Below are 24,858 nucleotides of genomic sequence, written 5' to 3'. Positions count from 1 at the left end.
CATCGAGTGGTCATGAGTCGATGACCCGCCTTCATGTCGTCACGGCGGCACGGTCTGAGCCGCCGTGGGCAGCCGTTGGGGCTGCCTTTGGTGTTACTGCTTACAAAGCCACACAGTTTACATATCACGCTGCGCGACGTACTCCCGCAGCCCGGTCACGTCCAGCGGCCCCGGGACCCGGAAGGCCCGTGGGAACGCCTTGCGCCGGACGGCGAGGTCGAAGCACTCGGTCGCCGGGTGCAGGTGCGCTCCGCGGCCGGGTGCCCGACGATCGGGATCCGGGAGGACAAGCCCTCCGGAAACCGTCATCCGCAGCAGGTCAGCCGGGCTGGATCGCTTCCGGCACCCGATACAGGTGCGCTCCCGGGACTCGCCAGGGCGCGCGTCTGTAGCAACTTTCACGTGTTCCTCAGGGTGTGGCTGCGACTCAGTCGACCGACCGAGAGATCAGTCTACCTTCTCGTCATCACGAGTCACATCGGTATCCGGCCGGATGTCGATCCGCCAGCCGGTGAGCCGGGCGGCGAGGCGGGCGTTCTGTCCTTCCTTGCCGATCGCGAGCGAGAGCTGATAGTCGGGTACGACGACGCGGGCCGCACGGGCCGCGGCGTCGACAACCTCGACCGACGTGACCTGCGCCGGGGACAACGCATTCCCGACGAATGTCGCCGGATCGTCGCTGTGGTCGATGATGTCGATCTTCTCGCCGTGCAGCTCGTGCATGATGTTGCGGACCCGCTGGCCCATCGGCCCGATGCAGGCGCCCTTCCCGTTCACCGACGGGTTCAGCGTCCGGACGGCGATCTTGGTCCGGTGACCGGCCTCGCGGGCGATCGCGGTGATCTCGACGGTGCCGTCGGCGATCTCCGGGACCTCCAGCGCGAACAGCTTCTTCACCAGGTTCGGGTGCGTCCGGCTGACCGTGATCTGCGGGCCCTTGAAGCCCTTACGGACGCCGACGACGTACACCCGCAGCCGCGAGCCGTGCTCGTACTTCTCCCCCGGCACCTGCTCGGGCGCCGGCAGCACGGCCTCGATCTTGCCGAGGTCGACCATCACCGAGCGCGGGTCCCGGCCCTGCTGGACCACGCCGGAGACGATGTCGCCCTCCTTGCCGGAGAACTCGCCGTACCGGACCTCGTCCTCGGCGTCGCGCAGCCGCTGCAGGATGATCTGCTTGGCCGTGGTGGCCGCGATCCGGCCGAAGTCGGCCGGGGTGTCGTCGAACTCGCGGGCCGGCGTGCCGTCCTCGGCCAGTTCGCGCGCGAACACGGTCACGTGCCCGGTCTTGCGGTCCAGCTCGACCCGGGCGTGCTGCTGCGCTCCCTCGGTCCGGTGGTACGCGACCAGCAGCGCCGCCTCGATCGCCTCGACGACGACCTCGAGGGCGATGTCCTTCTCCCGTTCGAGCGACCGCAGTACGGCCATGTCGATGTCCATGTCAGTTCTCCTCCACCGTGCCGTCGGCAGGTGTTTCTGGTTCGTCGTTGCCGGCAGCCCGGTTGAATTCGATCTGGATCTTGGCCTTGGCGACGTCGGCGTACGCGATCGTCCGCGCCTTGCCGTTCACGTCCAGCTCGGCCGCCTCGTCGGAGGCGGACTTGATCCGGCCAGTGACCTTGCCGCCGGCGTTCAGCGTGACCGCGACCAGGCGCTTCACGTTGCGGCGCCAGTGCCGGGGCAGGGTCAGTGGCCGGTCGACGCCGGGGCTGGAGACCTCCAGCGTGTAGGCGCCGTCGCCCATGATGTCGTCGGCGTCGAGTCCTTTGGAGATGGCCCGGGTCACCTCGGCGACGTCGTCCAGGCTGATCCCGCCGTCGCGGTCGACGAGGACGCGCAGCAACCGGCGGCGGCCGGCCGGAGTGATGTCCGTGGCCTCCAGGTCGCAGCCGAACTGCTCGACGATCGGCCGCAGGAAGTTCTCGAGGCTCGTGGTGTCCGTGTGGCCCGTCTGGTCTGGCTTTCGGCTCACAGGTTGACCTGCCTCTCTCTCCAGTTGTGCACCCGTTCCACCCCGGGCGGTCGCGCCAAGGGCAGTAGCCCACCATATCCGGCCGGTCGGAGTATCCGGATCACCGGCTCGTCCCAGGCAGGTGTCGGCGCGTCACCGGGTATCGTTCCGCCGTGCTCGAACGCCGCCTGACCCGACGCGCCGCAGTCGTGACCGCCGCCCTTGTTCCCGGCGCGCTCGCGCTGACCGGCTGCAAGGACGACGCTGCGGCCGGGTCCGGTACGCCGGGTGCCGTGAACGGCGCACCGTCCTCGTCGCAGAGCCCGGCCGAGGAGACGCCGACCGTCGACCCCGCGGTCGTCGCGGCGCTCAGTGCGGCGGCGACCCAGGTGACTCAATTGTCCCAGCTCTACGCAACCGTGAGCCGCAAGTTCCCTGCGCTGCGGGGCCGGCTCGCGGCCGGGGCGAAGTATCACGTGAGTCACCTCGCGAAGCTGAAGGAGACCCAGGGTGTGGCCGCCAAAGCAGCCACAACGATCGCGGCGCCGGCCGGCTCCGTGGCCGCGCTGACGACGCTCGCCAAGCAGGAGGCCATCGCGGCGGTCACGCACGCGGCCGCCGCAGCCAAGCTGTCCGGCGCTCCGGCCCGCCTGCTCGCCGAGATCGCCGCCGCCGAAACCCAACTGAGCACGACCCTCACCCCGAAGAAGAAGGACGCCCCATGACTGCGCTGATGCCACGCCTCCGGCGCGGCGGGTCATGGGGCTGTTGCTCCCGGCCTTCCCTCGTCGCTCCGGTCGCTTCGCTCCCTCCACTCCTCAGTCCAGACCGGGAGGCCCCATGACCGAGGTCGAAGCCCTGCAGGCGGCGCTCGCCGGGGAGCACGCCGCTCTGTACGGCGTTGGCGTGGCCGGTGGGAAGCTCGGCGGTGCCCGGTTCCGGGATGCGACCGACACCTTCAGCCGGCACCGTGACAACCGCGACCACCTGAGCGCGTTGGTGGTCGCCGCCGGCGAGACCCCGGTCGCGGCCGAGGCGGCGTACGACCTCCCCCAGGCTGTCGTCAACGCAGCCACCGCCACCGCGCTGGTGCTCCTGATCGAGCGCCGGATCGCCGCGGTGTACGGCGACCTCGTCGAGGCCGCCGAACAACCAGCGGTGCGGGCGTTCGCGATCGACAGCCTGCTCGGTACGGCGAGCAGCCAACTCACCTGGGGCGGCGCACCGCTCGCCTTCCCCGGCGCGACCGCTTAACGCCGACGGCGCCAGGGCCCGGCGCAACCGCCCGATGACTCAGGCGCCGAGGACGTGCTGGATGCCTGCTACCGCGGCGCCGCGGGCCCAGTCGGTGAAGGTCAGCGGGGTGGGGACGACCTCGAGGGTGCAGCGCTGGGTCTCCAACGGTCCTGGCCGGAGTCGATCGTCGATCGCCGCCTGCAGAGCCGGCGAGTCGGTGAAGGCGGCGACATCCTCGCCGGCCAGCACGATGCAGGTCGTCTGGAGCGCCCCGGCGAACGACGACACGACATGTCCGAGCGCCCGGGCGGCGTCGTCGAGCCGACGAGTGGCGGCCGGGTCGCCGCCGGAACGGGCCCGGACCAGGTCGGCCACGGTGACCGGGTGCTTGGCGGCCGCCGAGGCGTTGCGCTCGAGATCCTCCCGGTTGAGGTAGGCCGCCACACACCCCCGGTGGCCGAGGCCGCAGGTGGGCCCGCTGGCGTCGACGGGCGAGTGTGCCAGCAGATGACCGTTGTCGATCAGTTCCTCGACGGCGACACCCTCGCGGACGACGCCCACACCGAGTCCCGCGCCGACGGTGACGATGCCGAAGGTCGAGTGGGTGCGGCCGGCACCGAACCAGAGTTGCTCGCGAGCCAGCGCCGTGACGTCGTTGGTGACGATGACCGGCAGTCCACTGCGGTCCTGCAGCAGACTGCCGAGATCCACGTCCCGCCAGCCGAGGAACGTCCCCTCGCGGACGACCGAACGGTCCGCGATCACCCCGCCGACGGCCACCCCGATGCCGTCAACGGTCGGCACCTTCGGCGCGAGCCGGTTCGCCAGCTGGGCGATCAGCTTCACGGTGCCCGCGACCGGCACGACACCGTCGTCCTCCGGCCGGGGCAGAGCCGCCCTCGTGGTCGCTTTGACCTCGCCGAACAGGTCGCAGACGACGCCGTACGCGGTGTCGCCGGTGAGCTTGACCCCGACGACGTGCCGGGCGCTGGGCACCGCGGTCAGGACGTGGCGGGGGCGGCCGATCGCTGCGGCCGACTCGGGGTCCTCGGTCGCGATGCCGCCACCGATGAGGGCCCGGGCCAACCGGGACATCGAGGCGTAGGACAGGTTGAGCCGGTCACCCAGGTCACCCCGCGTCGCCGGCCCGTGGATCAGCAACTGGCGCGTGACAGCCAACTCTCCCGCGGTCAGCCCTCGCTCACCGGCTGACCGTTCAGAAGCGCCCGTCACTGCCATCCGCCCAGCTTACAAAGCGGCCCTGTGACCCTTGTCACAGTCGCCAGCATGGCTTATTTTCAATCTGACTGTAAATAGCCCTGGACCCCGGCGACCAGTCCCCGGGCGAAGGAGAGCTCATGGTCACCACGACCTCGATCCGGTCGGCGAAGTCCGGCCAAGCCAGGAACGGCCCGCGCGACGACACCCGTCTGGCGCTGCTGTTCATCCTTCCCGCACTCATCGGCTTCGGCGTCTTCCTGGTCTGGCCGACCCTGCGCGGGATCTACCTGAGCTTCACGAAGTTCAACCTGCTCACGCCGCCGCAGTTCAACGGCCTGGACAATTACGTCCGGATGGTCCAGGACCCGGTGTTCTGGAACGCGTTGAAGGTGACGCTCTACTACGTGATCCTGAACATCGGCTTCCAGACGGTGCTGGCCCTCGTCATCGCGGTGATGATGCAGCGGCTGACACAGCGGACCTGGCTGCGCGGCATCGTGCTGACCCCGTTCCTGGTCTCGAACGTGGTGGCCGCGATGGTCTTCCTCTGGATCCTCGACTACCAGCTCGGCATCGGCAACACGATCCTGGCCGCCGTCGGCGTCGACCGGATCCCGTTCCTGTCGTCCAGCTCGTGGGTCATCCCAACGATCGCGTTCATCAACGTCTGGCGGCACGTCGGCTACACCGCGCTGCTGATCTTCGCCGGGTTGCAGACGATCCCGGAGACCGTCTACGAGGCCGGCCGCATCGACGGCGCGAGCGAGGTCCGGATGTTCCGCAGCATCACGGTGCCGCTGCTGCGGCCGATCCTCTCGCTGGTGCTGATCATCACCGTGGTCGGTTCCTTCCAGGTCTTCGACACCGTGGCCATCGCTACCCGCGGCGGACCCGTCGACTCGTCCCGGGTGCTGCAGTTCTACATCTACGACGTCGCGTTCGGCCGCTTCCAGTTCGGCTACGCGTCGGCCATGTCGGTGGCGCTGCTCGCCGTCCTGGTGGCCGTCACATTCCTCCAGTACCGGCTCACCCGGGCCGAGACCTCAGACCTGGCGTGAGGGCAGCATGGCTACCGACACCACCCCGACGGTCGCGACCGCCGGCCCCGTCGCCGTACGACGCGACGCACCCCCCGCAGAGCCACGCCGGCTGAACTTCGGCCGCGCGCTCGCCTGGACCTTCATGATCCTCGTGATCCTGGTCAGCCTCTTCCCCTTCTACTGGATGCTGCGCACCGCCCTGTCCAGCAACAACGCCCTGTACGCCGGGTCCGGCAGCCTGCTCCCGGTGCAGACCTCGGCCGGCGGTTTCGAACGAGTCTTCGGCCTGCAGACCGGTCAGGAGGCGATCGACGCCGGCGGTGCCGGGCAGGCGATCAACTTCTGGCGCTACCTGTTCAACTCCGTCGTCGTCTCCACGCTCATCACTGCTGGGCAGGTGTTCTTCTCCGCGATGGCGGCGTACGCGTTCGCCCGGCTGCAGTGGAAGCACCGCGAGAAGGTCTTCGCGTTCTTCCTGGCCGGCCTGATGATCCCCGCGATCTTCACCCTGCTGCCGAACTTCGTGCTGATCAAGCAACTCGGTCTGGTCGACACCCTGCTCGGGATCGCGCTGCCGACGATGTTCATGACGCCGTTCGCGGTGTTCTTCCTGCGCCAGTTCTTCCTGGGCATCTCCCGCGAGGTGGAAGAGGCCGCGCTGATGGACGGCGCCTCCAAGGTGCGGGTGTTCTTCCGCCTGATCATCCCGATGTCGCTCGCCCCGATCACGACGCTGGCGATCCTGACCTACATCGCCTCCTGGAACGAGTACTTCTGGGCGCTGATGGTCAGCTACACCGACAGGTCGCGCGTCCTCACCGTCGCGCTCGGCGTCTTCAAGTCCCAGACGCCGCAGACCGGCCCCGACTGGTCCGGCCTGATGGCCGCCACCCTCGTCGCCGCCCTGCCGATGCTCGTGCTGTTCATGCTGTTCGCGAAGCGCATCGTCAACTCCATCGGCTTCAGCGGGATCAAGTGAGGAGCCCGGCATGATCACCTTCCGGCAACGGATCCGCACCGCCGCGGTCGCCTTGCTCACCGTGATGGCCTTGGCGGCCTGCGGCGGCACGACCGGTAGCAGCGCGAACGGCACCATCGAGTACTGGCTGTGGGACTCGGCCCAGCAGCCGGGCTATCAGAAGTGCGCCGACGCGTTCACCAAGGCCAACCCGGGTCTGAAGATCCACATCTCGCAGTACGGCTGGGACGCCTACTGGTCCAAGCTCACCGCCGGCTTCATCGCCGACACCGCACCCGACGTCTTCACCGACCACCTGTCGAAGTTCGCCCAGTACGTCGATCTGAAGGTCCTCCGTCCGCTCGACGACCTCGGCCCGACCAGCGGGATCAAGGACGGCGACTACCAGCAGGGGCTGGCGGAACTGTGGAAGGGCCAGGACGGCAAGCGGTACGGCGCCCCGAAGGACTGGGACACGATCGCCATCTTCTACGACGCTGCCGCGCTCAAGGCGGGCGGCGTGGATCCCGCCGAGTTGCAGAATCTCACCTGGAACCCCCAGGACGGCGGCACGTTCGAGAAGCTCGTCGCGCATCTCACCATCGACGAGAAGGGTGTCCGGGGCGACCAGCCGGGCTTCGACAAGACGCACGTCAAGACGCACGGTCTCGCCTCCGAGGGTTCCGGTGGGGGTGGCTGGGGCCAGACGCAGTGGTCGGCGTTCGCCGGCAGCGCGGGCTGGCAGGCGACCGACAAGAACCCATGGGGCACGAAGTTCAACCTGGACCAGCCGGCTCTCCAGGACACGCTGAGCTGGTACTTCGGTCTCGTGCAGAAGGGCTACATGCCCAGCTACGAGGAGATCGGCGGCGCCAACGCGATCGGCACGGACAAACAGATCCAGTCCGGTACGGCGGCTCTCGGCCTCAGTGGGTCGTGGATGATCTCCAGCTTCACCAAGCTCACCGACTCCGCCGGCAAGAAGCTGGACATCGGGCTGGCGCCGACCCCGATCGGACCGAGTGGCAAGCGTGCGTCGATGTTCAACGGCCTCGCCGACTCGGTCACCACACTGTCGAAGCAGCCCGAGAACGCCGCCAAGTGGGTCGCGTTCCTGTCCGGGGCGGAGTGCCAGAACATCATCGGCCAGTCCGGCGTTGTCTTCCCGGCCCGGCCGGCCGGCACCCAGCTGGCGATCGCCTTCAACAAGTCCGAACGCAAGCTCGACGTCACCCCGTTCACCCGGCAGGTCGTGGACAGGACGACCTTCCTGTTCCCGGTCACGACGAACGCGGCCGACATCGCGGCGCTGATGGCGCCACGTTTCGACGCCGTCTACATCGGCAGCTCACCGGTCAGCTCGTTGACGAAGCTCAATACGCAACTCGACGAGCTGTTCAAGGTCGCCCAGTAGAGAGGCCGGGTGGACCGCGTGGTCCACCCGGCCGACCGATCGACCCGTCCGAGGTCCAGCCCCGTCACGGATCGTGAGGGGTCGTGACGGGTGAGGATCGTCCGGGCCGGGTGAGGTTTCCGGTACGGACGGGCAGTGAGGCTGGTGGGATGGACACTGACCTCGGTCTGGGACTGACCAGCTTGTTCATCGTCGCGTTGGTGGCGGCCATAACGCCTGTGATCGTCGGCCTACTCGGCGGGATGCGGATTCCGCAGGTGGTGATCCTCATTCTCGGCGGCGTGGTGGTCGGGCCGCACGTGCTCGATCTGGCCGACCCGGGCAGCATCGTCCTGCTCTCGAACGTCGGTCTGGGGTTCCTGTTCCTGATGGCGGGCTATGAGCTCGACCTGGCGATCTTCCGGCAGCGGGCCGGCAAGCTCGCTGTCGTCGGGTGGGGGGTCACCGTGGTGCTGGCCATCGGGGTCGTCGCGGCACTCGCGGCGCTGGGGCTCGTGCGAGCGTTCGTGCCGGTCGCGCTCGGCCTGACGACGACGGCGCTGGGAACGCTGTTGCCGATCCTGCGCGACAACAACATGCTGCGTGGGTCGTTCAGCTCCTACGCCCTGACCGCCGGCGCGGTCGGGGAGTTCCTGCCGGTTGTGGCCATCGCGATCTTCCTCGGATCGCACGGCCGGTTCATCGGGCTGATCTCGCTGGTCGGGGTGGGCGTCCTCGGGCTCCTGCTGAGTCTGGCGCCCAGATTGGGGCGGGGCGGCCGGGTCGCGCGGATCCTGTCGGAGGGGGAGGACGCGACGTCGCAGACCACGCTGCGGTGGACGGTCGCGATGTTGCTGCTCCTGCTCGTGATCGCCAGTGACTTCGGGCTCGACTCCGTCCTGGGGGCCTTCGTGGCGGGAGTCGTCCTGCATCGGTGGGCGCCCGGGAACGCCGAGGGGCTGGACCGCAAGCTCGATGCCGTCGGCTACGGCTTCTTCATTCCCATCTTCTTCGTGTCCTCTGGGATGGGTCTCGACCTGGAGTCGATCATCCACGCACCTGGGCGGCTGTTCCTGTTCTTCCTCCTGCTGCTCCTCGTGCGCGGCCTGCCGACGCTGGCGGTGTACCGAACTGCGTTGCCCTGGCAGCGACGGCTCGAACTCGTCTTCGTGGTGTCGACGGCGTTGCCGCTGCTCGTCGCGCTGAGTGAGATCGGACTCGAGACCGGCGAGATGCGGCCCGAGAACGCGGCCGCACTGGTGGGCGCGGGCGTGTTGTCGGTGCTGGTGTACCCGGCGATCGCCGTCGCCATCGACCGCCGGCTCGCCCGCACCCACGACGAGACCGGCGAACGCCTGCCTTAGCCGTCCGCAGCTCAGGTCGCCGCCGTGTCCGCCGCCCTGCGCGCGGCCGGAATGCCTACCGTGGCGTACCGGCGGTTGGACCCCGCGCGATCCAGCGCGGCGTCGAGCGTGATGGCCGCGTCGATCAGAGCCAGGTGCGTGAAGGCCTGCGGGAAGTTGCCGAGTTGCTGACCGGTCCGGCCGATCTCCTCGGAGAACAGACCCACGTGATTGGCGTAGGTGAGCATCTTCTCGAAGATCAGCCGTGCCTCGTCGAGGCGGCCGGCCCGGGCCAGGGCGTCGACGTAATTGAACGTACAGAGCGAGAACGTGCCCTCGTCACCGGCCAGCCCGTCCGGTGAGGCGGCCGGGTCATAGCGGTAGACGAGGCTGTCGACCACCAGCTCGGCCTCCATCGCGTCCAGCGTCGACAACCACATCGGATCGGTGGGCGCGATGGCTCCGACCGTTGCCATTCGCAACATGGACGAGTCGAGCACGGTGTCGCCGTAGTGCTGCACGAACGCCCCGAGCTTCTCGTTCCAACCGCGCTGCAAGACCTGGTTGTGGATCGCGTCCCGGGTCGTCACCCACTGGCCCACCGAGCCCGGCAGGGCACGCTCGGCGGCCAGCCGGATGGCCCGGTCGAAGGCGACCCAGCTCATCACCCGGCCGTAGGTGAAGTCCTTCTGCCCGCCGCGGGTCTCCCAGATCCCCTCCCCCGGCAGGTCCCAGTTCTCGCTCAGCCAGTCGATGATGCCCCGCAGAGCGGCCCACGTCTGGAGGTCGACGTCGATCCCGTGCTGGTCGGCGAAGTAGATGCTGTCCAGCGTTTCACCGTAGATGTCCATCTGCCGCTGCTCCGAGGCACCGTTGCCGATCCGTACCGGCCGGGAGCCGCAGTAGCCCTCCAGGTGCTCGAGGGTCTTCTCGGTCAGATCGGACGACCCGTCCACGCGGTACATGATGTTCAACGGGCCGCCTTTCCCGCCGGCCTTCTCCTGAACGCGGTCACGCAACCAGCCGCAGAAGTCCGCCGCCTCCTCGGTGAAGCCGAGGCCGAGCAGCGCGTAGACGGAGAACGACGCATCCCGCACCCAGGTGTAGCGGTAGTCCCAGTTGCGCTCACCGCCGAGCTGCTCGGGCAACCCGGCCGTCGGAGCCGCGACCAATGCTCCGGTAGGCGAGTACGTCATCAGCTTCAGCGTGATCGCCGAGCGCTGGAGCATCTCCCGCCACCGGCCCGTGTACGTCGACTGCGACAACCAGTCGCGCCAGAACGCGGCCGCGTCGTCGAACATCGCGGTGAACTCCGTGACCCGGATCTCCCGCGGTGGTCCGTCGGCCGCCGACTCCAGCACCAGCCCCCGGGTCTGCCCGGCCGACATCTCGTAGTCGATGTGGATGTCGCCGCCGTCGAGCCGTACCTGCGCCAGCCGCTCGTCACCCGGCTCACGGACCGCGTGCAGCGTCAGGCTCAGGTCCTCCGTCACGAAGACCGCCCCGGGCCCGATCAGCTGCGTCTCGTGCTCCTTGCGGCCGTAGTCGAACCGGGGCGCGATGTCGACCTCGAAGGCAATCCGGCCTCGCACGCACCGCATCACCCGCAGGATCCGGTGGTTCGCGGTGGGCTGCTTGCCGGCCGGCGGCATGAAGTCGACGACCTCGCCGACGCCGTCCTCGGCCAGGAAGCGGGTGATGAGGATGGCGGTGTCCGGGAGGTACAGCTGCCGGCTGGTCACGCCGTCGCCGGTCGCCCGCACCCGGAAATGGCCGCCGCGTTCCTGGTCGAGCAGCGCCGCGAAGACGCTCGGCGAATCGAACCGTGGACAGCAGAACCAGTCGATCGACCCGTCCGTGGTCACCAGCGCAGCGGTCTGCAGGTCGCCGATCAACCCGTGGTCGGCGATGAGTGGGTAGTCGGTCATGAGGGGTCGTCTCCGGTTCGGTGGTGATACAGATCGACGCCACCGGGCGCGACCTGCTGCATCGTGAAGGCGCGTTCGCGCCGGGTCTCGCGGCTGAAGGCGATCGCCCAGCTGAGCACCGCCCCGAACCGGTTGCGGAAGCCGGTCAGGAAGGCGAGGTGGATGCCGAGCCAGGCCAGCCAGCCGAGCCGCCCACTCAGGTGCACCCGCCTGACCGAGACGACCGCCTGACCGCGCGCGATGTACGCCGCGGAGCCCAGATCGCGGTACTTGAACGGCTTCGGCGGATCGGTGTGCCCGTCCACCTCGTTCCTGATCCGCTTCGCGGCGTAGTACCCGGTCTGCATCGCCACCTCGCCGACGCCGGGAAGATCGTCGAGGCTCATCACGTCGCCGACCACCGAGATCTCCGGGTGGCCGGGCAGGGTGAGGTCCGGCTGGACCTTGATCCGCCCGGCCCGGTCCTGTTCCGCCCCGGCAGCCTTGGCGAGCATGTCGGCGACCGGCGGTGCAGCGACCCCCGCGGCCCACAGCACGGTCCCGACCGCGTACGGCGTACTCGCGCCGTCGGGACCGCGGACCACGAGCCCACGGGCGCTGACGTCGGTGACGATCGATCCCAGGTGGAGCTCGACGCCGAGCTTGGTCAGCGCGGCGGCGGCCTTGGCGGACAGCTTCGGGCCGAACGGCGCGAGTGGGGCGTCGCCGCCGTCGAACAGGATCACCTTGGCCTCGGTTGGATCGATGTGGTGGAACTGCTTGCTCAGCGTCGACGTGGCCAGCTCACGGATCTGCCCGGCCAGCTCGACACCCGTCGGGCCGGCGCCGACCAGCGCGAACGAGAGCCACCGCCGGCGCTCCTCGGGATCGGTGGCGGACTGGGCCATCTCGAACGCACCGAAGATCCGGCGCCGGATCAGCAGCGCGTCGGCCAGCGTCTTCATCCCGGGCGCGAACGTGGCGAACTCGTCATGCCCGAAGTACGACTGCCGTACGCCGGCGGCCAGGATCAGGTCGTCGTACGGGAACTCGATCTCGCCGCCGGTCGGTCGCAGCGCGTGGACGATGCGGGCCTCCACGTCGAAGCCCGTCGCCTCGGCGAGCACGCACTCGACGTTCGAGTACCTGCGCAGGATCGCCCGCAGCGGCATCGCGATCTCGCCCTCGGACAGGACGCCGGTGGCGCACTGGTACAGCAGTGGCTGGAACAGGTGGTGAGCGGCGCGGTCCACGAGGGCGACCTGCACCGGTCGGCGCCGGAACGCGCGCGCCGCGAACAGGCCGGCGAAGCCCCCGCCCACGATCACCACCCGCCGACGGTCCCCGGCGCCACTGCTGGTTCGCTCGCTCATCGACCGGCCCCCTGGATCATCCGGCCGGGTCATGCCAGCTCGCCCCGGGCGGCAGCAGGGCGTCAGCCTCTTTCGGCCCCCAGCTGTTCTTGGCGTACGGAACGACAGGGACGACGTCACCGAGCACGGGCTCGACCACTCGCCAGGCGGCCTCGACCGTGTCCTGCGCGGCGAAGAGCGACTGCTGGCCCAGGAGCGCCGCCCCGATCAGCCGGTCGTACGGTCGCTGGTCGGATCCCGCCACCTCGGCGAACGTGAGGTGCTCGGGCTGCGCGGTCCAGCCGGCGCCGGGCTTCTTGCCGCACAGGACGAGTCCGACCTCGCTCTCCGGCCAGATCCGGAACCGTAACTCGTTCGCGACGCTGGAGTCCCCGAGCCCGAAGATGTCCTGCGGTGGGCGGTGGAAGCGGATCATCACCTCGGTCGCGGTGACCGGCAGGCATTTCCCGGCCCGAATCGCGATCGGTACGCCGGCCCAGCGCCAGGTGTCGAGAGCGAGCCGGATCGCGACGTACGTCTCGGTCCGCGACGTGGGATCGACGCCGTTGACATCCAGGTAACCGTCGTACTGCCCGCGCACCGTGTCGTCGGCGGTGAGTGGTCGCAGTGCCTTGATCACAGCGGACTTCTGCGTCCGCCAGGTCGCGTCGTGGAACTGGCCCGGCGGGTCGGCCGTCACACAGGCGAGCACCTGCAGCATGTGGTTCTGGAGAACATCGCGGATCGCTCCGGTGCGGTCGTAGAAACTGCCGCGGTCGGACACGTCGAAGTTCTCCGCCATGGTGATCTGGATGCTCGCCACGTGGTCGCGGTTGAGCATCGGTTCGACCACCGAGTTGGCGAAACGCGCGAACAGCACGTTCTCCAGCGGGTCGAGGCCGAGCCAGTGGTCCACCCGGTAGATGGCGTCCCCGGGGAAGACCTTCTTCATGGTCGCGTTGAGCTCCTGGGCGCCGGCGAGATCGGTGCCGAACGGCTTCTCGACCATCACCCGGGCCCCATCGGCCTTGCCCGCACCCGCGATGCCCTCGGCGATCCGGCCGAACAGCGGCGGCGGCACTTCGAGGTAGAACAGGGCTCGTTTCCCGGCGCCGATCTCGTCGGCCATCGCGGCGTACGTCGCGGCGTCGTCGAGATCGCCGTCGATGTAGCGGAGGAGGCCGAGCATGCCGGCTGCCGCGGGCTTGCCGGGGTCGATCCCGTTGGCCCGCAACGACGCCGTCGCGTACGCGCGGAACTGGTCGAGTCCCCAGCCGCTCTTGGCCACCCCGATGATCGGCGCGTCGAGCACGCCCCGCTCGACCAGCCCGACCAGGGCGGGGAAGGTCTCCAGCTTCGCGAGGTCTCCGGTCGCACCGAAGATGACCAGGGCGTCCATGTCGGCGGTCGGCATAGCGGTTCTCCTCACCAGTCCAGGTCGGCTGGGCTCTCAGCCGAGCCCGTCGAGGATGTGGTCGCCGTGGAGTCCCAGTTCTCGCGTTCTCGCGGCAGGTAGTCTCCGCGTTCGAGGAGCAGGATCCGTTTACCGGGCGGCGCCGGCCGATGGGCCAGTGTGCCGCCTCCCGCTCCGGTACCGATGATGATCACGTCGTAGTGCTGACCGTCCGCCATGCCTGCAGCCTTCGACGAGTGCGGGCCGGATGCCTCATCCCGGTTGGATGACGTGACCTAGGTGCTCAAGCGCCGGCGCCGACGACGGCCATCAGCAGCGGCGGGCATCGGAGGTCTCACCGGACCGGGTGGCGCCAAGGCCCTGCCGGTCACTCATCCGCGCCAGCGCCCGCTCGGCCGGGTCGGCGAACGCCGCGTCGGTCGCCCGGTCCAGCGCGTCGAGTTGCGACTGCACGACCGCCCGGCGTGCGAGCGGGACCCCGTCGCACAGATCCTCGAGCATGGCCCGCAATCGGCGGCAGATCTGCGGCGGGGCAGCGCCGTACTGGCGGATCTCGGTCACGCCTATGTCGAGGTACTCCGACCAGATACGGGTCCGGACAACCAGGCGGCCCTGCCCGTCGGCGTCGAGCGCGGTTCCCCGGAAGGCTCGATCGGAGGAGCCGATCCCGAGGAGCAGATCGTCGATGTGGTTGAGGACCTGGGTCGCCGTGGTGGGATCGTTGACCGCCGGCGACAGCGCCCGGATCGCGATGTCGACCATGATGCGCAGCGCGAAGGCCGGGTCCTGGTCGATCGTGCGCTCACTGCCCAGCGAGACCATTCCGCGCAATCGCCGCAGATCGGTCTCGCTCGCTCTCCCGTGAACCTCCATCAGCACAGTCCCCGCGGTGACGAAGTCCCCGATCGTGTGCGGTACGACGCAGACTTGGCCGCGATCCGCCGCGTACCGGACAAGGTCCGCGATGTCGACGTTCTGGATGGCGCCCGAGCGGGGTGCCAGGATCCGTGCGTCCGGCTCGCCACGTCCGACCCCTCGGTCACCGTTCCCGGCGGATGCTACGAGGCCGTCCTCCTCGGCCTCGATCGCCAGACCGGCCTTGGCCATGGCCGCCGCGACTGCGACCGGCCGCAAGGCATGCACGAAGCGGTCGAAGTACAGCAGCAGGAGGACCAGGTCGATACTGACGGCCAGCCCGACCAGGGAGATGCCCAGATCAGGCACGGAGTCGGCCTCCACATGGCGCAACAATGCGAAGGCAAAGGTGAACGTGGCCGTGAAGGCCGCGAGGACGAACTTCTGGAGCCGGTCCCGGTACCACAACCGCATGAAGCGCGGCGACAGCGTGCCGGTCGCCATCTGCACCACGAGCACGCCGATCGTGACGACGAAGCCGATCAGCCCGACCATCGCAGCCGCAGCGGCCGAGAGCACGCTGTTCGCGGTGGCCTCGGAGTACGACCAGGAAGGTGGCAGGTCGATCAGGCCCTCGACCCACAGGTCGACCCCGGACAGCACCACGCCGGCCACCCCGCCGAGCAGCGGAACAACCCAGAGGCTCTGCCGAACGAACTGGCGCGTCCGGAACGCTCCCGCCAAGGACATCACCGGTCGCTGTCCGGTCAGTGATGGAACCCAGCCGGCTCCTTCTCCCGCGGCATCGGAGTTTCCAGCCCGTCCAGCCAATCCATCGCGACCCGAAGGTCGCGCAGAAACAGGTCGGCCATGTCGTGACTGAATCCGTTCCGCACGACCACCCGCAGGACGACCAGATCCTCCCGGTTCGGCGGCATCGAGTACGCCGGCACCAGCCAGCCCCGTTCGCGCAGCTTCCGCGAGACGTCGTACGCCGTGTACTTCGTGATGCCGTCGGCCATCCGGAACGCGAACACCGGCAGGTCCTGTCCGTCCGAGACCAGCTCGAACTCGGGCATCGCCTTGATCGCGTCGCTGAGGTGTACGGCGACGTCCTGGCACGTCTGTTGGATCCGCTGGTAACCGTCCCGTCCGAGTCGCACGAACTGGAAGTACTGCAGCAGCACCTGCGCACCAGGCCGGGAGAAGTTCAGCGCGAACGTCGGCATGTTCCCGCCCAGGTAGTTCACCTTGAAGACGAGCTCCTCGGGCAGGTTCTCGGTGTGCCGCCACAGCACCCAGCCGACACCCGGATAGACGAGCCCGTACTTGTGACCGGAGGCCTGGATCGACGCCACGCGCGGCAGCCGGAAGTCCCACACCAGGTCGGGCTGGATGAAGGGAGCGACGAAGCCACCGGACGCGGCGTCGACATGCACCGGCACGTTCAGTCCGGTCCGCTCCTCCAGTTCGTCCAGCGCGGCGCAGATCTGCGCGACCGGCTCGTAACTGCCTTCCATCGTCGAGCCGAGGATGGCGACCACACCGATGGTGTTCTCGTCCACGAACCGCAGAGCCCGGTCGGCGGTCAGGTAGAGGTCGTCGCCCTCCAGCGGCACGTATCTCGGCTCGACATCCCAGTACTCGGCGAACTTCTCCCACACGACCTGCACGTTCTGGCCCATCACGAGGTTGGGCCGGTCGAAGGGCTGACCCGCGGCGCGGCGCGCGTGCTGCCAGCGCCGCTTGAGTGCGAGGCCGCCCAGCATGCAGCCCTCGGAGCTGCCCGTCGTCGACGTCCCGATCGCGTCGGCCGTGTCCGGCGCGTTCCACAGGTCGGCGAGCATGCGCACGCACCGGGCCTCGATCTCCGCCGTCTGCGGGTACTCGTCCTTGTCGACCATGTTCTTGTCGACCGTCTCGGCGTACAGCCGGTCCGCCTCGTCGTTCATCCACGTGGTCACGAACGTGGCCAGGTTGAACCGGGCGTTACCGTCCAGCATCACCTCGTCCCGGACGAGCTGGTACGCCGACTGCGGCAGCATCTCGCCATCCGGCATTCGGTCCTTGGGAACCGCCAGCACGGTGTCCCTCGTGAACCGTGGCATGACGGCCATGTCGCCGGTCGCGGTCTTCGTCGTGCTGCTGATCCCGGTCATCGCCGATCGCCCCTCGTTCGCGGCGACACGAGTTGCCGCCGCAATCCATCCCACACCGGGGCGCCCGGGACGTCGTCACCCGCTCCGCATGAGGCAGCCGTCGTCCATCAGCGCGGCGGTCAGAGTGCGTGGACCCAGTTGGCCAGGAACTCGGCGCCGGCGTCGCCGGACTTCTCGGGGTGGAACTGGGTCGCACTGAGCGGACCGTTCTCGACCGCGGCGACGAACCGGTCTCCGGCGTACGACGTCCAGGTGACGGCCGGTGTCACCGAGGCCCGCGTGTCCTGGAGGTCCCACGCGCGGACACCGTAGGAGTGGACGAAGTAGAACCGCTCGTTCTCGATCCCCTGGAACAACGACGTCGAGATAGGGACATCGACCGTGTTCCAGCCCATGTGCGGGACCGGCTCGCCGTTCGCGGGTTGCAACCGTTCGACAACTCCCGGCCACTGGTCGCAGCCCCCGGTCTCCACGCCGTGCTCGATGCCGCGGGCGAACAGGATCTGCATGCCGACGCAGATGCCGAGGACCGGGCGGCCACCGCTCAGACGCCGGTCGACGATCACGTCACCACGGACCGCCTTGAGGCCGGTCATGCAGGCCTCGAAGGCACCGACGCCGGGGACCAGCAGACCGTCAGCGTTCAGCGCCTCGTTGTAGTCGGCCGTGACTTTGACGTCCGCGCCGACGCGCTGCAGGGCCCGCTCCCCCGACCGGATGTTTCCCGAGCCGTAGTCGAGCAGGACGACCTTCTTGCTCACAGAGCGCCTTTGGTGGACGGGATCCCCGGCTGGCGCGGGTCCAGCTCGGCGGCGGCCCGCAGCGCCCGGGCGAACGCCTTGAACTGCGCCTCGACGATGTGGTGCGGGTCGCGACCGGACAGCACCCGGATGTGGATGCAGATCGCGGCGTTGAACGCGAGCGTCTCGAACACGTGCTGGGTCAGCGAACCGGCGTAGTCACCGCCGATGATCGCGTAGACCTGACCCTCCGGCTCGCCGGTGTGCACGCAGTACGGGCGGCCGGACAGGTCGACGGTGCAGTGCACGAGCGCCTCGTCCAGCGGGACGGTCGCGTCACCGAAGCGCCGGATGCCGCGCTTGTCGCCGAGCGCTTCCTTCAGGGCTTGGCCGATGCCGATCGCGGTGTCCTCGACGGTGTGGTGCGCGTCGATCTCCAGATCGCCGACCGTGTTCACGTGCAGATCCAGCAGCGCGTGCTTGGCCAGCGCGTTGAGCATGTGGTCGTAGAACCCAACGCCTGTTGAGATCTCGGCCCGGCCCTCGCCGTCGATGTTCAGTTCGACCAGGACCTTCGACTCGCTGGTCTCCCGGTCGATCCGCGCAGTGCGGGTCATGTCAGCCTTCCCGTGTCTGTCTTCAGAATGCGCTCCAGCGAGGCGCGGAACGCGGCCATCTCCTCGCTGGTGCCGATCGAGACCCGCAGCCAGCCGTCCGGCCCGGTCTCGCGGATCAGTACGCCGTCGTCGAGCAACGCCTGCCAGACCGCGTGCCGATCGGCGAACGTGCCGAACAGCACGAAGTTCGCGTCCGAGTCGACCGCGCGCAGACCCTGCGCCCGCAGCCAGTCGACGGTGTCGTCGCGCTCGACCCGGAGCTGCTCGACCCGGCCGAGCAGCTCGTCGGAGTGCCGTAACGCGGCCCGCGCGACCGCCTGCGTCACCGCGGACAGGTGGTACGGCAGGCGGACGATCCGCAGCGCGTCCACGAACTGCTTGCTCGCGGCAAGGTATCCGACCCGCCCGCCGGCCATCGCGAACGCCTTCGACATCGTCCGCGCGACCGCCAGATTCGGGTACGACGGCAGCAGCGACACCGCGCTCGGAGTGCCGGCCCGCCGGAACTCGGCGTACGCCTCGTCGACCACGAGCACCGATCCCAGCGCGGCGGTCCGGGCGGCGATCGCCTCGACCACCTCGATCGGCAGCGCCGTACCGGTCGGGTTGTTGGGCGAGGCAAGCAGGACGACCGATGGGTGGTGCCGGGAGATCGCGGCCAGCGCCTTGCTCGGGTCGAGGGTGAAGTCCTCGGCCCGGCGCCCGGCGACCCAGGCCGTGTTCGTGTCCCGCGCGTACTCCGGATACATCGAGTACGTCGGGGCGAAGGACAGCGCCGTCCGCCCGGGGCCGCCGAAGGCCTGCAGGATGTGCAGCATGACCTCGTTGGACCCGTTCGCGGCCCAGATCTGCTCGGGGGCGAGCTGCGCGCCGGACTCCCGGGCCAGGTACGCCGCGAGGTCCGCGCGCAGGTCGAGGAACTCGCGGTCCGGGTAGCGGTTCATCCCACGCGCCGCGACCGCCACCGCGGCCGCGATGTCCGCGACCGTTTCCTCGCTGGCCGGATACGGGTTCTCGTTGACGTTGAGGAGGACGGGTACGTCGAGCTGCGGGGCGCCGTACGGCTCGAAGCTCTTCAGCTCGTCGCGGATCGGCAGCCCGTCGAAACGGCCCATCAGTTCTCTCCGGGGAATCGGGCGGAAACGGCGGCGCCGTGGGCCGGGAGGTCCTCGGCGTGGGCGAGCGCGAGCACGTGGCCGGCGACCTCGTGCAGCGCGTCGCGGGAGTAGTTGACGACGTGGACCGCCTTGAGGAAGCTGCGCACGGACAGGCCGGACGAGTGGCAGGCACAACCGGCCGTCGGGAGGACGTGGTTGGACCCGGCGCAGTAGTCGCCGAGCGAGACCGGCGACCAGCCGCCGACGAAGATCGCGCCGGCGTTGGAGATCAGGCCGGCCCGCTCCTCGGCGTCCACGGTCTGGATCTCCAGGTGCTCGGCGGCGTACGCATCCACGACCGCGGTGCCCTGGTCGAGGTCGTCGACCAGCACGACGGCCGACTGCTGACCGTCGAGTGCCTCGGTGACGCGGTCCTGGTGCTTGGTCTGTGCGACCTGGATCGGCAGCTCGGCCTCGACGGCGGCGGCCAAGGACTCCGACGGGGTCACCAGCACGCTGGCGGCCATCGGGTCGTGCTCCGCCTGGCTGATCAGGTCGGCGGCGACGTGCTTCGGGTCGGCGGAGTCGTCGGCGAGGATCGCGATCTCGGTCGGGCCCGCCTCGGAGTCGATCCCGACCTCACCCAGCAGGAACCGCTTGGCGGCGACCACGTAGATGTTGCCCGGACCCGTGATCAGGTTGACCTTCTTGCAGCCGTCGAAGCCGTAGGCGAACCCGGCGATCGCCTGGGCGCCGCCCATCGCGTAGACCTCGTCGATCCCGAGCAGCGCGCAGACCGCCAGCACAGTCGGGTGCGGCAGGCCCCCGAACTCCTTCTGTGGCGGGGATGCCACAGCCAGGGACGGCACGCCGGCGACCTGGGCCGGGACCACGTTCATCACCACTGAGGACGCCAGCGGCGCGCGGCCGCCGGGCACGTAGAGGCCCACCCGCTGGACCGGCACGAACCGCTGGGTCACCCGCCCACCCGGTGCGGGCTCGGAGGCGATGTCGGCGGTGAGCTCGTCCTGGCTGACCTCGCGGACGCGGCGGATCGACTCCTCGAAGGCGCTGCGCACCTCCGGGTCGAGCTCCTCGAGCGCGGTCTTCAGCGCCCCGGCCGGGACCCGGATGTCCGCGACGCGCACATGGTCGAACTTCTCGCCGTACTCCCTGATCGCCTCGAGGCCGCGATGGCGGACGTCCAGGCAGATGGGTCGGACGACGTCGAGAGCCTTCTCGACGTCGAACACGGCTCGGGGGACGAGGGCATTCACTTCGGCTTGGAGGTCGGTAACCTCTCCGGCCGCCACTCGGCCCCGCAGGTCGACGCGGCGAATCATGCCGCCAGTCTAGTTGGGCACCGCCTCCCGGCCCGACCGGTATCCACAACCCGGCCGGGCCAGGAGGCCGTGGCGGTCAGCCGAAGCGGATCGCGTCCGTCACGGTCTGCTCGGTCTGGTTGCCGTCCCCGTCGACAACCTTGGCTCGCAGCGACACCGAATCCCCGGCCGGCGCCGGGAACTGGGCGACGTACCGACCGGCCGCCCGGCGGACCAGCTTGACGGGCTTCCAATCCCCTCCTGCCGCGTACTCGACGGTGAAGCTGTCGATCTGCGGGAGCGACGTACCCACCTGGTGGTCGATCACGACCGGCACCGAGACGACCGGCGTCCGCGGAGTCAGGTTGTGGTCGTTGACCACCGGTTGGTACCGCACGCCGAGAGCGGGCAGCAGGACCTGGGCGCTGGTGGCCGCGGACCGGAACGTCCAGGAGTAGTCGACCTTGGTGCTGAACCGGGACACCGAGTGCCGGTCGACCGAGCTCACCAGCTTGTAGGTGGCCGGCTCAACGGGCAGATCGAGGGGGTTGGCCCAGCCGAAGCGATCGTCGTAGTCGGCGATCAGGACGCCGTCGCGGTACAGCTTGGTGCTCTGCGCATCTGCCGCGACGCCGTTTCCTCCCCAACCGCCACCGGCGTCGGTGAGCGGAGACACGATGATCCCGAGGACATCGGCGTCGCGGAACGCCTGCCCGGGCGCGGGAGCGAAGGCAGCGACGTTGAAGCTCTCCCGGTATTGCCGTCCGGCCTGGTACGGCGCTGCTGTCCGGCCGACACTCGTGACCGGGACGTCCGGAGCCCCGGCCTCGAACTCGGACATCGTGGTAGTGACCTGGCTGCGCTGGGTGCCGTCGGGCGCCGGATCGTGGAACAGCTGCCGCTTCGCCGGCAGGTCGTAGGCGATCAGGTCCGCGAACCCGTACCCCCAACTCGAACTGACCAGGCCTCCGCGGCCGGAGGTGGCGTTGAAGGTCTGGTCGACCCGGGCCATCTTCGCCGGATCGAGCGTCCGCCGTACCCCGGTCGGGAACCGGCCCGCCAGCTTGTCGAGCTGAGTGAAGACGTACGGCGAGTTGTCGAACGTCCCGTCCGCGTTCTGCCGGGCCCAGGTGGTGCTCAGGTCACCGGAGACGCCGTCCGCCGGTGGCCCGACCTGGGCGGTCAGCACGGCCATCGGGTCGTCGAAGCCGTACCGCAGGCCGAAGGCCCAGTCGTCCGGCATCGTCAGTCCGGCCGCTCCGACGACCAGTGCGGCGTCCGGTCGCGGTACCGAGACCTGGATGGGCCGGGCGAGCCGCGCATCCATGACGACCGTGGTGTCGCCGGTCAGGTGCAGCATCGGCTGGACCATCCGGTAGACGACCGGCTCACGACCCCTACGTGCGACCTCGAGTGCGGTGCTCAGCATGTAGTCGTCCTTGGGCAGCCGCACTTTGGCCGTCCCACTCGGGTCTTCAAGCTCGGTCGGCCAGTCGCCCCGGGTGAAGGCCAGGCTGTACGCGTCCGGCGCCGGCATCCCGTCCGGGCCGACGACCTTGATCGTCAGCGTGTAGTGCTCAGTCTCCTTGTAGATCGCCAACGTGGTGCTGACGGACCGGCCTCCGGTGGAGGCGATCACGCGACCGCTGTAGTAGCCGTTCGGGCCGGAGTTGTCGGTGGCAAGCGTCACCGGGACCTCCGCCGTACCACCTGTGGGGACGGTCAGCGTGCTGGCTCCGAGATGTACTGCGCCTGCCGGTGCCGGGTTGCCCTGCGGGTCCTGGAGGGTTGCGCTCAGGCTCAGCTCGACCGGGTCCTTGCCGTCGTTGCGGTAGCTGAGCGTCTTGGTGACCGGCTGGTCGTCGTCGTGCGGGAAGGACGCCGTACCGAACGACAGCGAGTTCGTCTCCGGCACGACTGTCGCGGAGATCGCGTTCGCCACGTCGACGCGGCCGTTGCCCTGCTCGAAGGTGGACTGTCCGTCGACCTGCCGCGCGGTGGCCGCGAGTTGTGCCTTCAGCTTCGGCGCGGTCCAGTCCGGGTGCTGCTGAGCCAGGATCGCGGCCGAGCCCGTGACGTGCGGCGTCGCCATCGACGTACCGTCCAGCGACGTGTAGTACTCGTCGACCGGTGTCCCGATCCGGCCGTCCTTGGCGCGGGCGGCCACGATCCCGACCCCGGGTGCGGTCAGGTCCGGCTTCACCGCACCGTCGAGCCGCGGTCCGCGACTGGAGAAACCGGCCAGGCGGTCCTGCTTGTCGACGGCGCCGACCGCGAGAGCGGCGTCCGCGCTGCCCGGTGACTCGATGGTCTGCGCGCCGTACTCTCCCGAGTTGCCTGCGGCGATGACGAAGAGCGCGCCGGTCTGTTCGGTGAGGCGATTGACGGCCTCTTCCACCGGATCGATCTCCGGGGAGTCACCGCCGCCGATGCTGACGTTGACGACCTTCGCCTTGACCTCGGTGGCGGCCCATTCCATCCCGGCGATCATGCTGGACTCCGAGCATCCGCTCAGCTCGCAGACCTTGGCGTCGTACAGCTTGGCGCCGGGGGCAACACCCTTGTACTTGCCGGCGGACGCGGCGGCGCTGCCGGCGATGATGCTCGCCACATGAGTGCCGTGACCGAGCTGGTCGCCGTCGGGGTCCTGGCTGAAGTTCCGCTCACCGGCCAGCGCAGCCTTGAGGTCGGGATGGTTCGCGTCGATACCGCTGTCGACCACCGCTACCGGTACGCCGGCACCGGTGTAGCCGGCCTGCCAGGCGACCGGCGCACCGATCTGCGGCACGGACTGGTCCAGGGTCGGCTGCAGCTTGCGATCGAGCCAGACCTTCTCGACGCTGCTCGTGAGCTGCTTGAGGAAGGTCCTCGTGCTTGCCTTGCCGACCTTGACGGCGGACCCGTTGACCGCAGCGAGCTGCCGGGTCACCGAGGCACCGGCGAGCGCCCTCGTCTTCGCGTTCTGGCGGTAGGTGACGATCAGCGGGACTTCCTTCGTCTTGCTGTCGTCCAGGCCCTGCCGGATCTGCCCGGCGACGTCGAAGAGCGCCCGGTCCAGCTTGCCGCTCGCGACGTCCCGCGCCACATCGGACGGGATCACATACAGCTGGTCCTTGCCGGTCCGCTGCTCGAACTGCACCTTCCGCCCGGCCCCGGGCGTGATCTGTACGTCGCCGTTCCGGCCGATCGTGACGCGGTCGCCGGTCAGCAGCGTCACCTGGCCTGGTGGCAGCGCGGACGCCTTGGTTGCCTTCGGCGACGGCCGGCTCACCTCCGCTGCTGGTCCGGCCTGCGCGGGCGGCGATCCGGCCGGCCCGGCGAGCAGGGCACCCACCAGTACGCCGGTCCGGACCAGCGATTGTCGTCGGTTGTGCATTCGTTCCTCCCAGGTCGTGACTTTCGTCAACCTGGAGGACGCGCGAGTGCGCGGATCGCTGTAGGTCCGGCGGCTCGAATCCTCGCCGTACCGGCGCCGTCACCGAACGTGGTCCCGACGTGCGTCCACTAGGCTCGTTGGTATGGACTCCCGCCTGCCGTTGCTCACTGTCGACACGGTGATCTTCCCCGGTCTGGTGCTCCCGATCCCGGTGACCGATGTCCAGGGCCGTGCGGTGGTCCGCGACCTGGTCGAGAACGGTGGCGAACTGGTGTGCGGGGCGCTCGCCGTGCGGGACGGGTACGAGCTGGGCGAGCGGGTGTTCCGGTCGTTGTACGGGACCGGCTGCGCGGCCACGATCTCCGAGATCACGCTGGACGCGGACGACGACGGGCCGGTCGAGGTGACGCTGACCGGGAACCGGCGGTTCAAGGTCGCGGAGCTCGACGGCACCGGCGACTACCTGGTCGCGGATGTGGAGTGGCTGGACGACGAGCTCGGCGACGACCCGTTGGGTACGGCGATGGTCGCGGTCAAGCGGTTCCGGAAGTACGCCGAGGCAGTGAGCGAGATCAGCCGCCCCGGCCTGCACATCGGCGAACTGCCCGACGACCCCGGCACGCTCTCGTACCTGATGTCCGCCGCGATGAAGCTGATGACCCCCGACCGCCAGAAACTCCTCGAGGCCACCGACGTCACCACCCGCCTGGCCCAACTGGTAGGCCTCATCGACAGCGAACTCGCCGCCATCGCCGCCCTCCCCTCCCTCCCCGCCTTCGACCTGATCGCCTGGTCCACCCTCTCCCCCAACTGACGCTTCGAAGCATGTCCAACTGAAGCCGGCCCGCCGTTCGCGTACCTAGACTGCGGGCGGGTG

Annotated in this window: 22 protein-coding genes; 7 read left to right on the top strand and 15 right to left on the bottom strand. The window is 69.2% G+C overall.

Annotated elements, in window-relative coordinates; all coding sequences use genetic code 11:
* Window positions 1-117: 117 nt before the first annotated feature.
* From OHA18_RS31135 to rimP, 3 genes are read right to left on the bottom strand one after another with little or no spacing between them, the layout of a single operon-like run.
* The gene (locus tag OHA18_RS31135) at window positions 118-402 is read right to left on the bottom strand and encodes a YlxR family protein (protein WP_328998894.1); all 285 of its coding nucleotides are present in this window, start codon (window positions 400-402) and stop codon (window positions 118-120) included.
* A 45-nt stretch (window positions 403-447) separates the two neighbouring features.
* The gene (gene nusA / locus OHA18_RS31130; RefSeq protein ID WP_328998893.1) at window positions 448-1,440 is read right to left on the bottom strand and encodes a transcription termination factor NusA; all 993 of its coding nucleotides are present in this window, start codon (window positions 1,438-1,440) and stop codon (window positions 448-450) included.
* Window position 1,441: 1 nt separating this feature from the next.
* Entirely contained in the window at window positions 1,442-1,972 is a 531-nt protein-coding gene (gene rimP, locus OHA18_RS31125) for a ribosome maturation factor RimP (RefSeq protein WP_328998892.1), read from the bottom strand.
* Window positions 1,973-2,124: 152 nt separating this feature from the next.
* On the opposite strand from rimP, the gene OHA18_RS31120 reads away from it, so the two are divergent.
* Together OHA18_RS31120 and OHA18_RS31115 are read left to right on the top strand one after the other, a co-directional pair.
* Complete coding sequence (locus OHA18_RS31120; RefSeq protein ID WP_328998891.1) at window positions 2,125-2,676, top strand: cell division protein FtsK; 552 nt, start codon at window positions 2,125-2,127, stop codon at window positions 2,674-2,676.
* A 115-nt stretch (window positions 2,677-2,791) separates the two neighbouring features.
* On the top strand, window positions 2,792-3,205 hold the full coding sequence (locus OHA18_RS31115) for a ferritin-like domain-containing protein (protein WP_328998890.1): 414 nt from the start codon (window positions 2,792-2,794) through the stop codon (window positions 3,203-3,205).
* A gap of 39 nt (window positions 3,206-3,244) precedes the next feature.
* On the opposite strand, the gene OHA18_RS31110 is transcribed toward OHA18_RS31115, so the two are convergent.
* Window positions 3,245-4,426 carry an ROK family transcriptional regulator gene (locus OHA18_RS31110; protein ID WP_328998889.1) on the bottom strand — a complete coding sequence of 394 codons (1,182 nt, stop codon included), beginning with the start codon at window positions 4,424-4,426 and terminating at the stop codon, window positions 3,245-3,247.
* A gap of 119 nt (window positions 4,427-4,545) precedes the next feature.
* Between OHA18_RS31110 and OHA18_RS31105 the strand changes: the two genes are divergently transcribed.
* The 4 genes from OHA18_RS31105 (at window position 4,546) to OHA18_RS31090 (ending at window position 9,163) form a co-directional block, all read left to right on the top strand.
* The gene (locus tag OHA18_RS31105; protein WP_328998888.1) at window positions 4,546-5,466 is read left to right on the top strand and encodes a carbohydrate ABC transporter permease; all 921 of its coding nucleotides are present in this window, start codon (window positions 4,546-4,548) and stop codon (window positions 5,464-5,466) included.
* Between the two features lie 7 nt (window positions 5,467-5,473).
* Window positions 5,474-6,427, top strand: a complete 954-nt coding sequence (locus tag OHA18_RS31100; RefSeq protein ID WP_328998887.1) for a carbohydrate ABC transporter permease — start codon at window positions 5,474-5,476, stop codon at window positions 6,425-6,427.
* Between the two features lie 10 nt (window positions 6,428-6,437).
* A complete protein-coding gene (locus tag OHA18_RS31095) occupies window positions 6,438-7,820 on the top strand; it encodes an ABC transporter substrate-binding protein (protein WP_328998886.1) in 1,383 nt (460 codons plus the stop codon).
* Window positions 7,821-7,969: 149 nt separating this feature from the next.
* A complete protein-coding gene (locus tag OHA18_RS31090) occupies window positions 7,970-9,163 on the top strand; it encodes a cation:proton antiporter (RefSeq protein ID WP_328998885.1) in 1,194 nt (397 codons plus the stop codon).
* Between the two features lie 11 nt (window positions 9,164-9,174).
* Here the strand turns inward: OHA18_RS31090 and OHA18_RS31085 are convergent, their stop codons facing one another.
* From OHA18_RS31085 to OHA18_RS31035, 11 genes are all read right to left on the bottom strand, one after another.
* Window positions 9,175-11,070 (bottom strand): glycoside hydrolase family 15 protein, encoded by a 1,896-nt coding sequence (locus OHA18_RS31085; RefSeq protein WP_328998884.1) that lies wholly within the window; start codon window positions 11,068-11,070, stop codon window positions 9,175-9,177.
* Window positions 11,067-12,422 carry an NAD(P)/FAD-dependent oxidoreductase gene (locus tag OHA18_RS31080; protein ID WP_328998883.1) on the bottom strand — a complete coding sequence of 452 codons (1,356 nt, stop codon included), beginning with the start codon at window positions 12,420-12,422 and terminating at the stop codon, window positions 11,067-11,069. The genes OHA18_RS31085 and OHA18_RS31080 overlap by 4 nt, the downstream gene beginning before the upstream one ends.
* Window positions 12,423-12,438: 16 nt before the next feature.
* On the bottom strand, window positions 12,439-13,815 hold the full coding sequence (zwf, locus tag OHA18_RS31075) for a glucose-6-phosphate dehydrogenase (protein ID WP_328998882.1): 1,377 nt from the start codon (window positions 13,813-13,815) through the stop codon (window positions 12,439-12,441).
* 11 nt (window positions 13,816-13,826) lie between these two features.
* Window positions 13,827-14,033, bottom strand: coding sequence for an FAD-binding protein (locus OHA18_RS31070; RefSeq protein ID WP_328998881.1), 207 nt, complete (start codon window positions 14,031-14,033; stop codon window positions 13,827-13,829).
* Window positions 14,034-14,124: 91 nt separating this feature from the next.
* Entirely contained in the window at window positions 14,125-15,420 is a 1,296-nt protein-coding gene (locus tag OHA18_RS31065; RefSeq protein ID WP_328998880.1) for a DUF2254 domain-containing protein, read from the bottom strand.
* Window positions 15,421-15,437: 17 nt separating this feature from the next.
* Window positions 15,438-16,829, bottom strand: coding sequence for a glutamate decarboxylase (locus OHA18_RS31060; protein WP_328998879.1), 1,392 nt, complete (start codon window positions 16,827-16,829; stop codon window positions 15,438-15,440).
* A gap of 119 nt (window positions 16,830-16,948) precedes the next feature.
* Entirely contained in the window at window positions 16,949-17,590 is a 642-nt protein-coding gene (hisH, locus tag OHA18_RS31055) for an imidazole glycerol phosphate synthase subunit HisH (RefSeq protein ID WP_328998878.1), read from the bottom strand.
* A complete protein-coding gene (hisB, locus tag OHA18_RS31050; protein ID WP_328998877.1) occupies window positions 17,587-18,186 on the bottom strand; it encodes an imidazoleglycerol-phosphate dehydratase HisB in 600 nt (199 codons plus the stop codon). Before hisB ends, hisH begins: the two co-directional genes overlap by 4 nt.
* The gene (locus OHA18_RS31045; protein ID WP_328998876.1) at window positions 18,183-19,301 is read right to left on the bottom strand and encodes a histidinol-phosphate transaminase; all 1,119 of its coding nucleotides are present in this window, start codon (window positions 19,299-19,301) and stop codon (window positions 18,183-18,185) included. The genes hisB and OHA18_RS31045 overlap by 4 nt, the downstream gene beginning before the upstream one ends.
* Entirely contained in the window at window positions 19,301-20,626 is a 1,326-nt protein-coding gene (hisD, locus tag OHA18_RS31040) for a histidinol dehydrogenase (RefSeq protein ID WP_328998875.1), read from the bottom strand. Before hisD ends, OHA18_RS31045 begins: the two co-directional genes overlap by 1 nt.
* Before the next feature lie 76 nt (window positions 20,627-20,702).
* Window positions 20,703-23,981 (bottom strand): S8 family serine peptidase, encoded by a 3,279-nt coding sequence (locus tag OHA18_RS31035; protein WP_328998874.1) that lies wholly within the window; start codon window positions 23,979-23,981, stop codon window positions 20,703-20,705.
* Window positions 23,982-24,123: 142 nt separating this feature from the next.
* Between OHA18_RS31035 and OHA18_RS31030 the strand changes: the two genes are divergently transcribed.
* A complete protein-coding gene (locus OHA18_RS31030; protein WP_328998873.1) occupies window positions 24,124-24,795 on the top strand; it encodes an LON peptidase substrate-binding domain-containing protein in 672 nt (223 codons plus the stop codon).
* Window positions 24,796-24,858 lie beyond the last annotated feature (63 nt).

Source organism: Kribbella sp. NBC_00709 (assembly GCF_036226565.1).
Lineage (GTDB): Bacteria > Actinomycetota > Actinomycetes > Propionibacteriales > Kribbellaceae > Kribbella.
Note: the sequence above shows the minus strand (reverse complement) of the source record. Positions and strands in the feature narration are given on the sequence as shown.

Excerpts from the sequence above, each read along its gene's own strand:
- OHA18_RS31045 (WP_328998876.1), bottom strand. The coding sequence starts at position 19,301 with ATGGGCCGTTTCGACGGGCTGCCGATCCGCGACGAGCTGAAGAGCTTC.
- hisB (WP_328998877.1), bottom strand. The coding sequence starts at position 18,186 with ATGACCCGCACTGCGCGGATCGACCGGGAGACCAGCGAGTCGAAGGTC.
- hisD (WP_328998875.1), bottom strand. The coding sequence starts at position 20,626 with ATGATTCGCCGCGTCGACCTGCGGGGCCGAGTGGCGGCCGGAGAGGTT.
- OHA18_RS31090 (WP_328998885.1), top strand. The coding sequence starts at position 7,970 with ATGGACACTGACCTCGGTCTGGGACTGACCAGCTTGTTCATCGTCGCG.
- OHA18_RS31030 (WP_328998873.1), top strand. The coding sequence starts at position 24,124 with ATGGACTCCCGCCTGCCGTTGCTCACTGTCGACACGGTGATCTTCCCC.
- OHA18_RS31080 (WP_328998883.1), bottom strand. The coding sequence starts at position 12,422 with ATGAGCGAGCGAACCAGCAGTGGCGCCGGGGACCGTCGGCGGGTGGTG.
- OHA18_RS31110 (WP_328998889.1), bottom strand. The coding sequence starts at position 4,426 with ATGGCAGTGACGGGCGCTTCTGAACGGTCAGCCGGTGAGCGAGGGCTG.
- OHA18_RS31100 (WP_328998887.1), top strand. The coding sequence starts at position 5,474 with ATGGCTACCGACACCACCCCGACGGTCGCGACCGCCGGCCCCGTCGCC.
- OHA18_RS31105 (WP_328998888.1), top strand. The coding sequence starts at position 4,546 with ATGGTCACCACGACCTCGATCCGGTCGGCGAAGTCCGGCCAAGCCAGG.
- zwf (WP_328998882.1), bottom strand. The coding sequence starts at position 13,815 with ATGCCGACCGCCGACATGGACGCCCTGGTCATCTTCGGTGCGACCGGA.
- OHA18_RS31035 (WP_328998874.1), bottom strand. The coding sequence starts at position 23,981 with ATGCACAACCGACGACAATCGCTGGTCCGGACCGGCGTACTGGTGGGT.
- nusA (WP_328998893.1), bottom strand. The coding sequence starts at position 1,440 with ATGGACATCGACATGGCCGTACTGCGGTCGCTCGAACGGGAGAAGGAC.
- OHA18_RS31070 (WP_328998881.1), bottom strand. The coding sequence starts at position 14,033 with ATGGCGGACGGTCAGCACTACGACGTGATCATCATCGGTACCGGAGCG.
- OHA18_RS31085 (WP_328998884.1), bottom strand. The coding sequence starts at position 11,070 with ATGACCGACTACCCACTCATCGCCGACCACGGGTTGATCGGCGACCTG.
- OHA18_RS31095 (WP_328998886.1), top strand. The coding sequence starts at position 6,438 with ATGATCACCTTCCGGCAACGGATCCGCACCGCCGCGGTCGCCTTGCTC.
- OHA18_RS31065 (WP_328998880.1), bottom strand. The coding sequence starts at position 15,420 with ATGTCCTTGGCGGGAGCGTTCCGGACGCGCCAGTTCGTTCGGCAGAGC.
- OHA18_RS31060 (WP_328998879.1), bottom strand. The coding sequence starts at position 16,829 with ATGACCGGGATCAGCAGCACGACGAAGACCGCGACCGGCGACATGGCC.
- OHA18_RS31115 (WP_328998890.1), top strand. The coding sequence starts at position 2,792 with ATGACCGAGGTCGAAGCCCTGCAGGCGGCGCTCGCCGGGGAGCACGCC.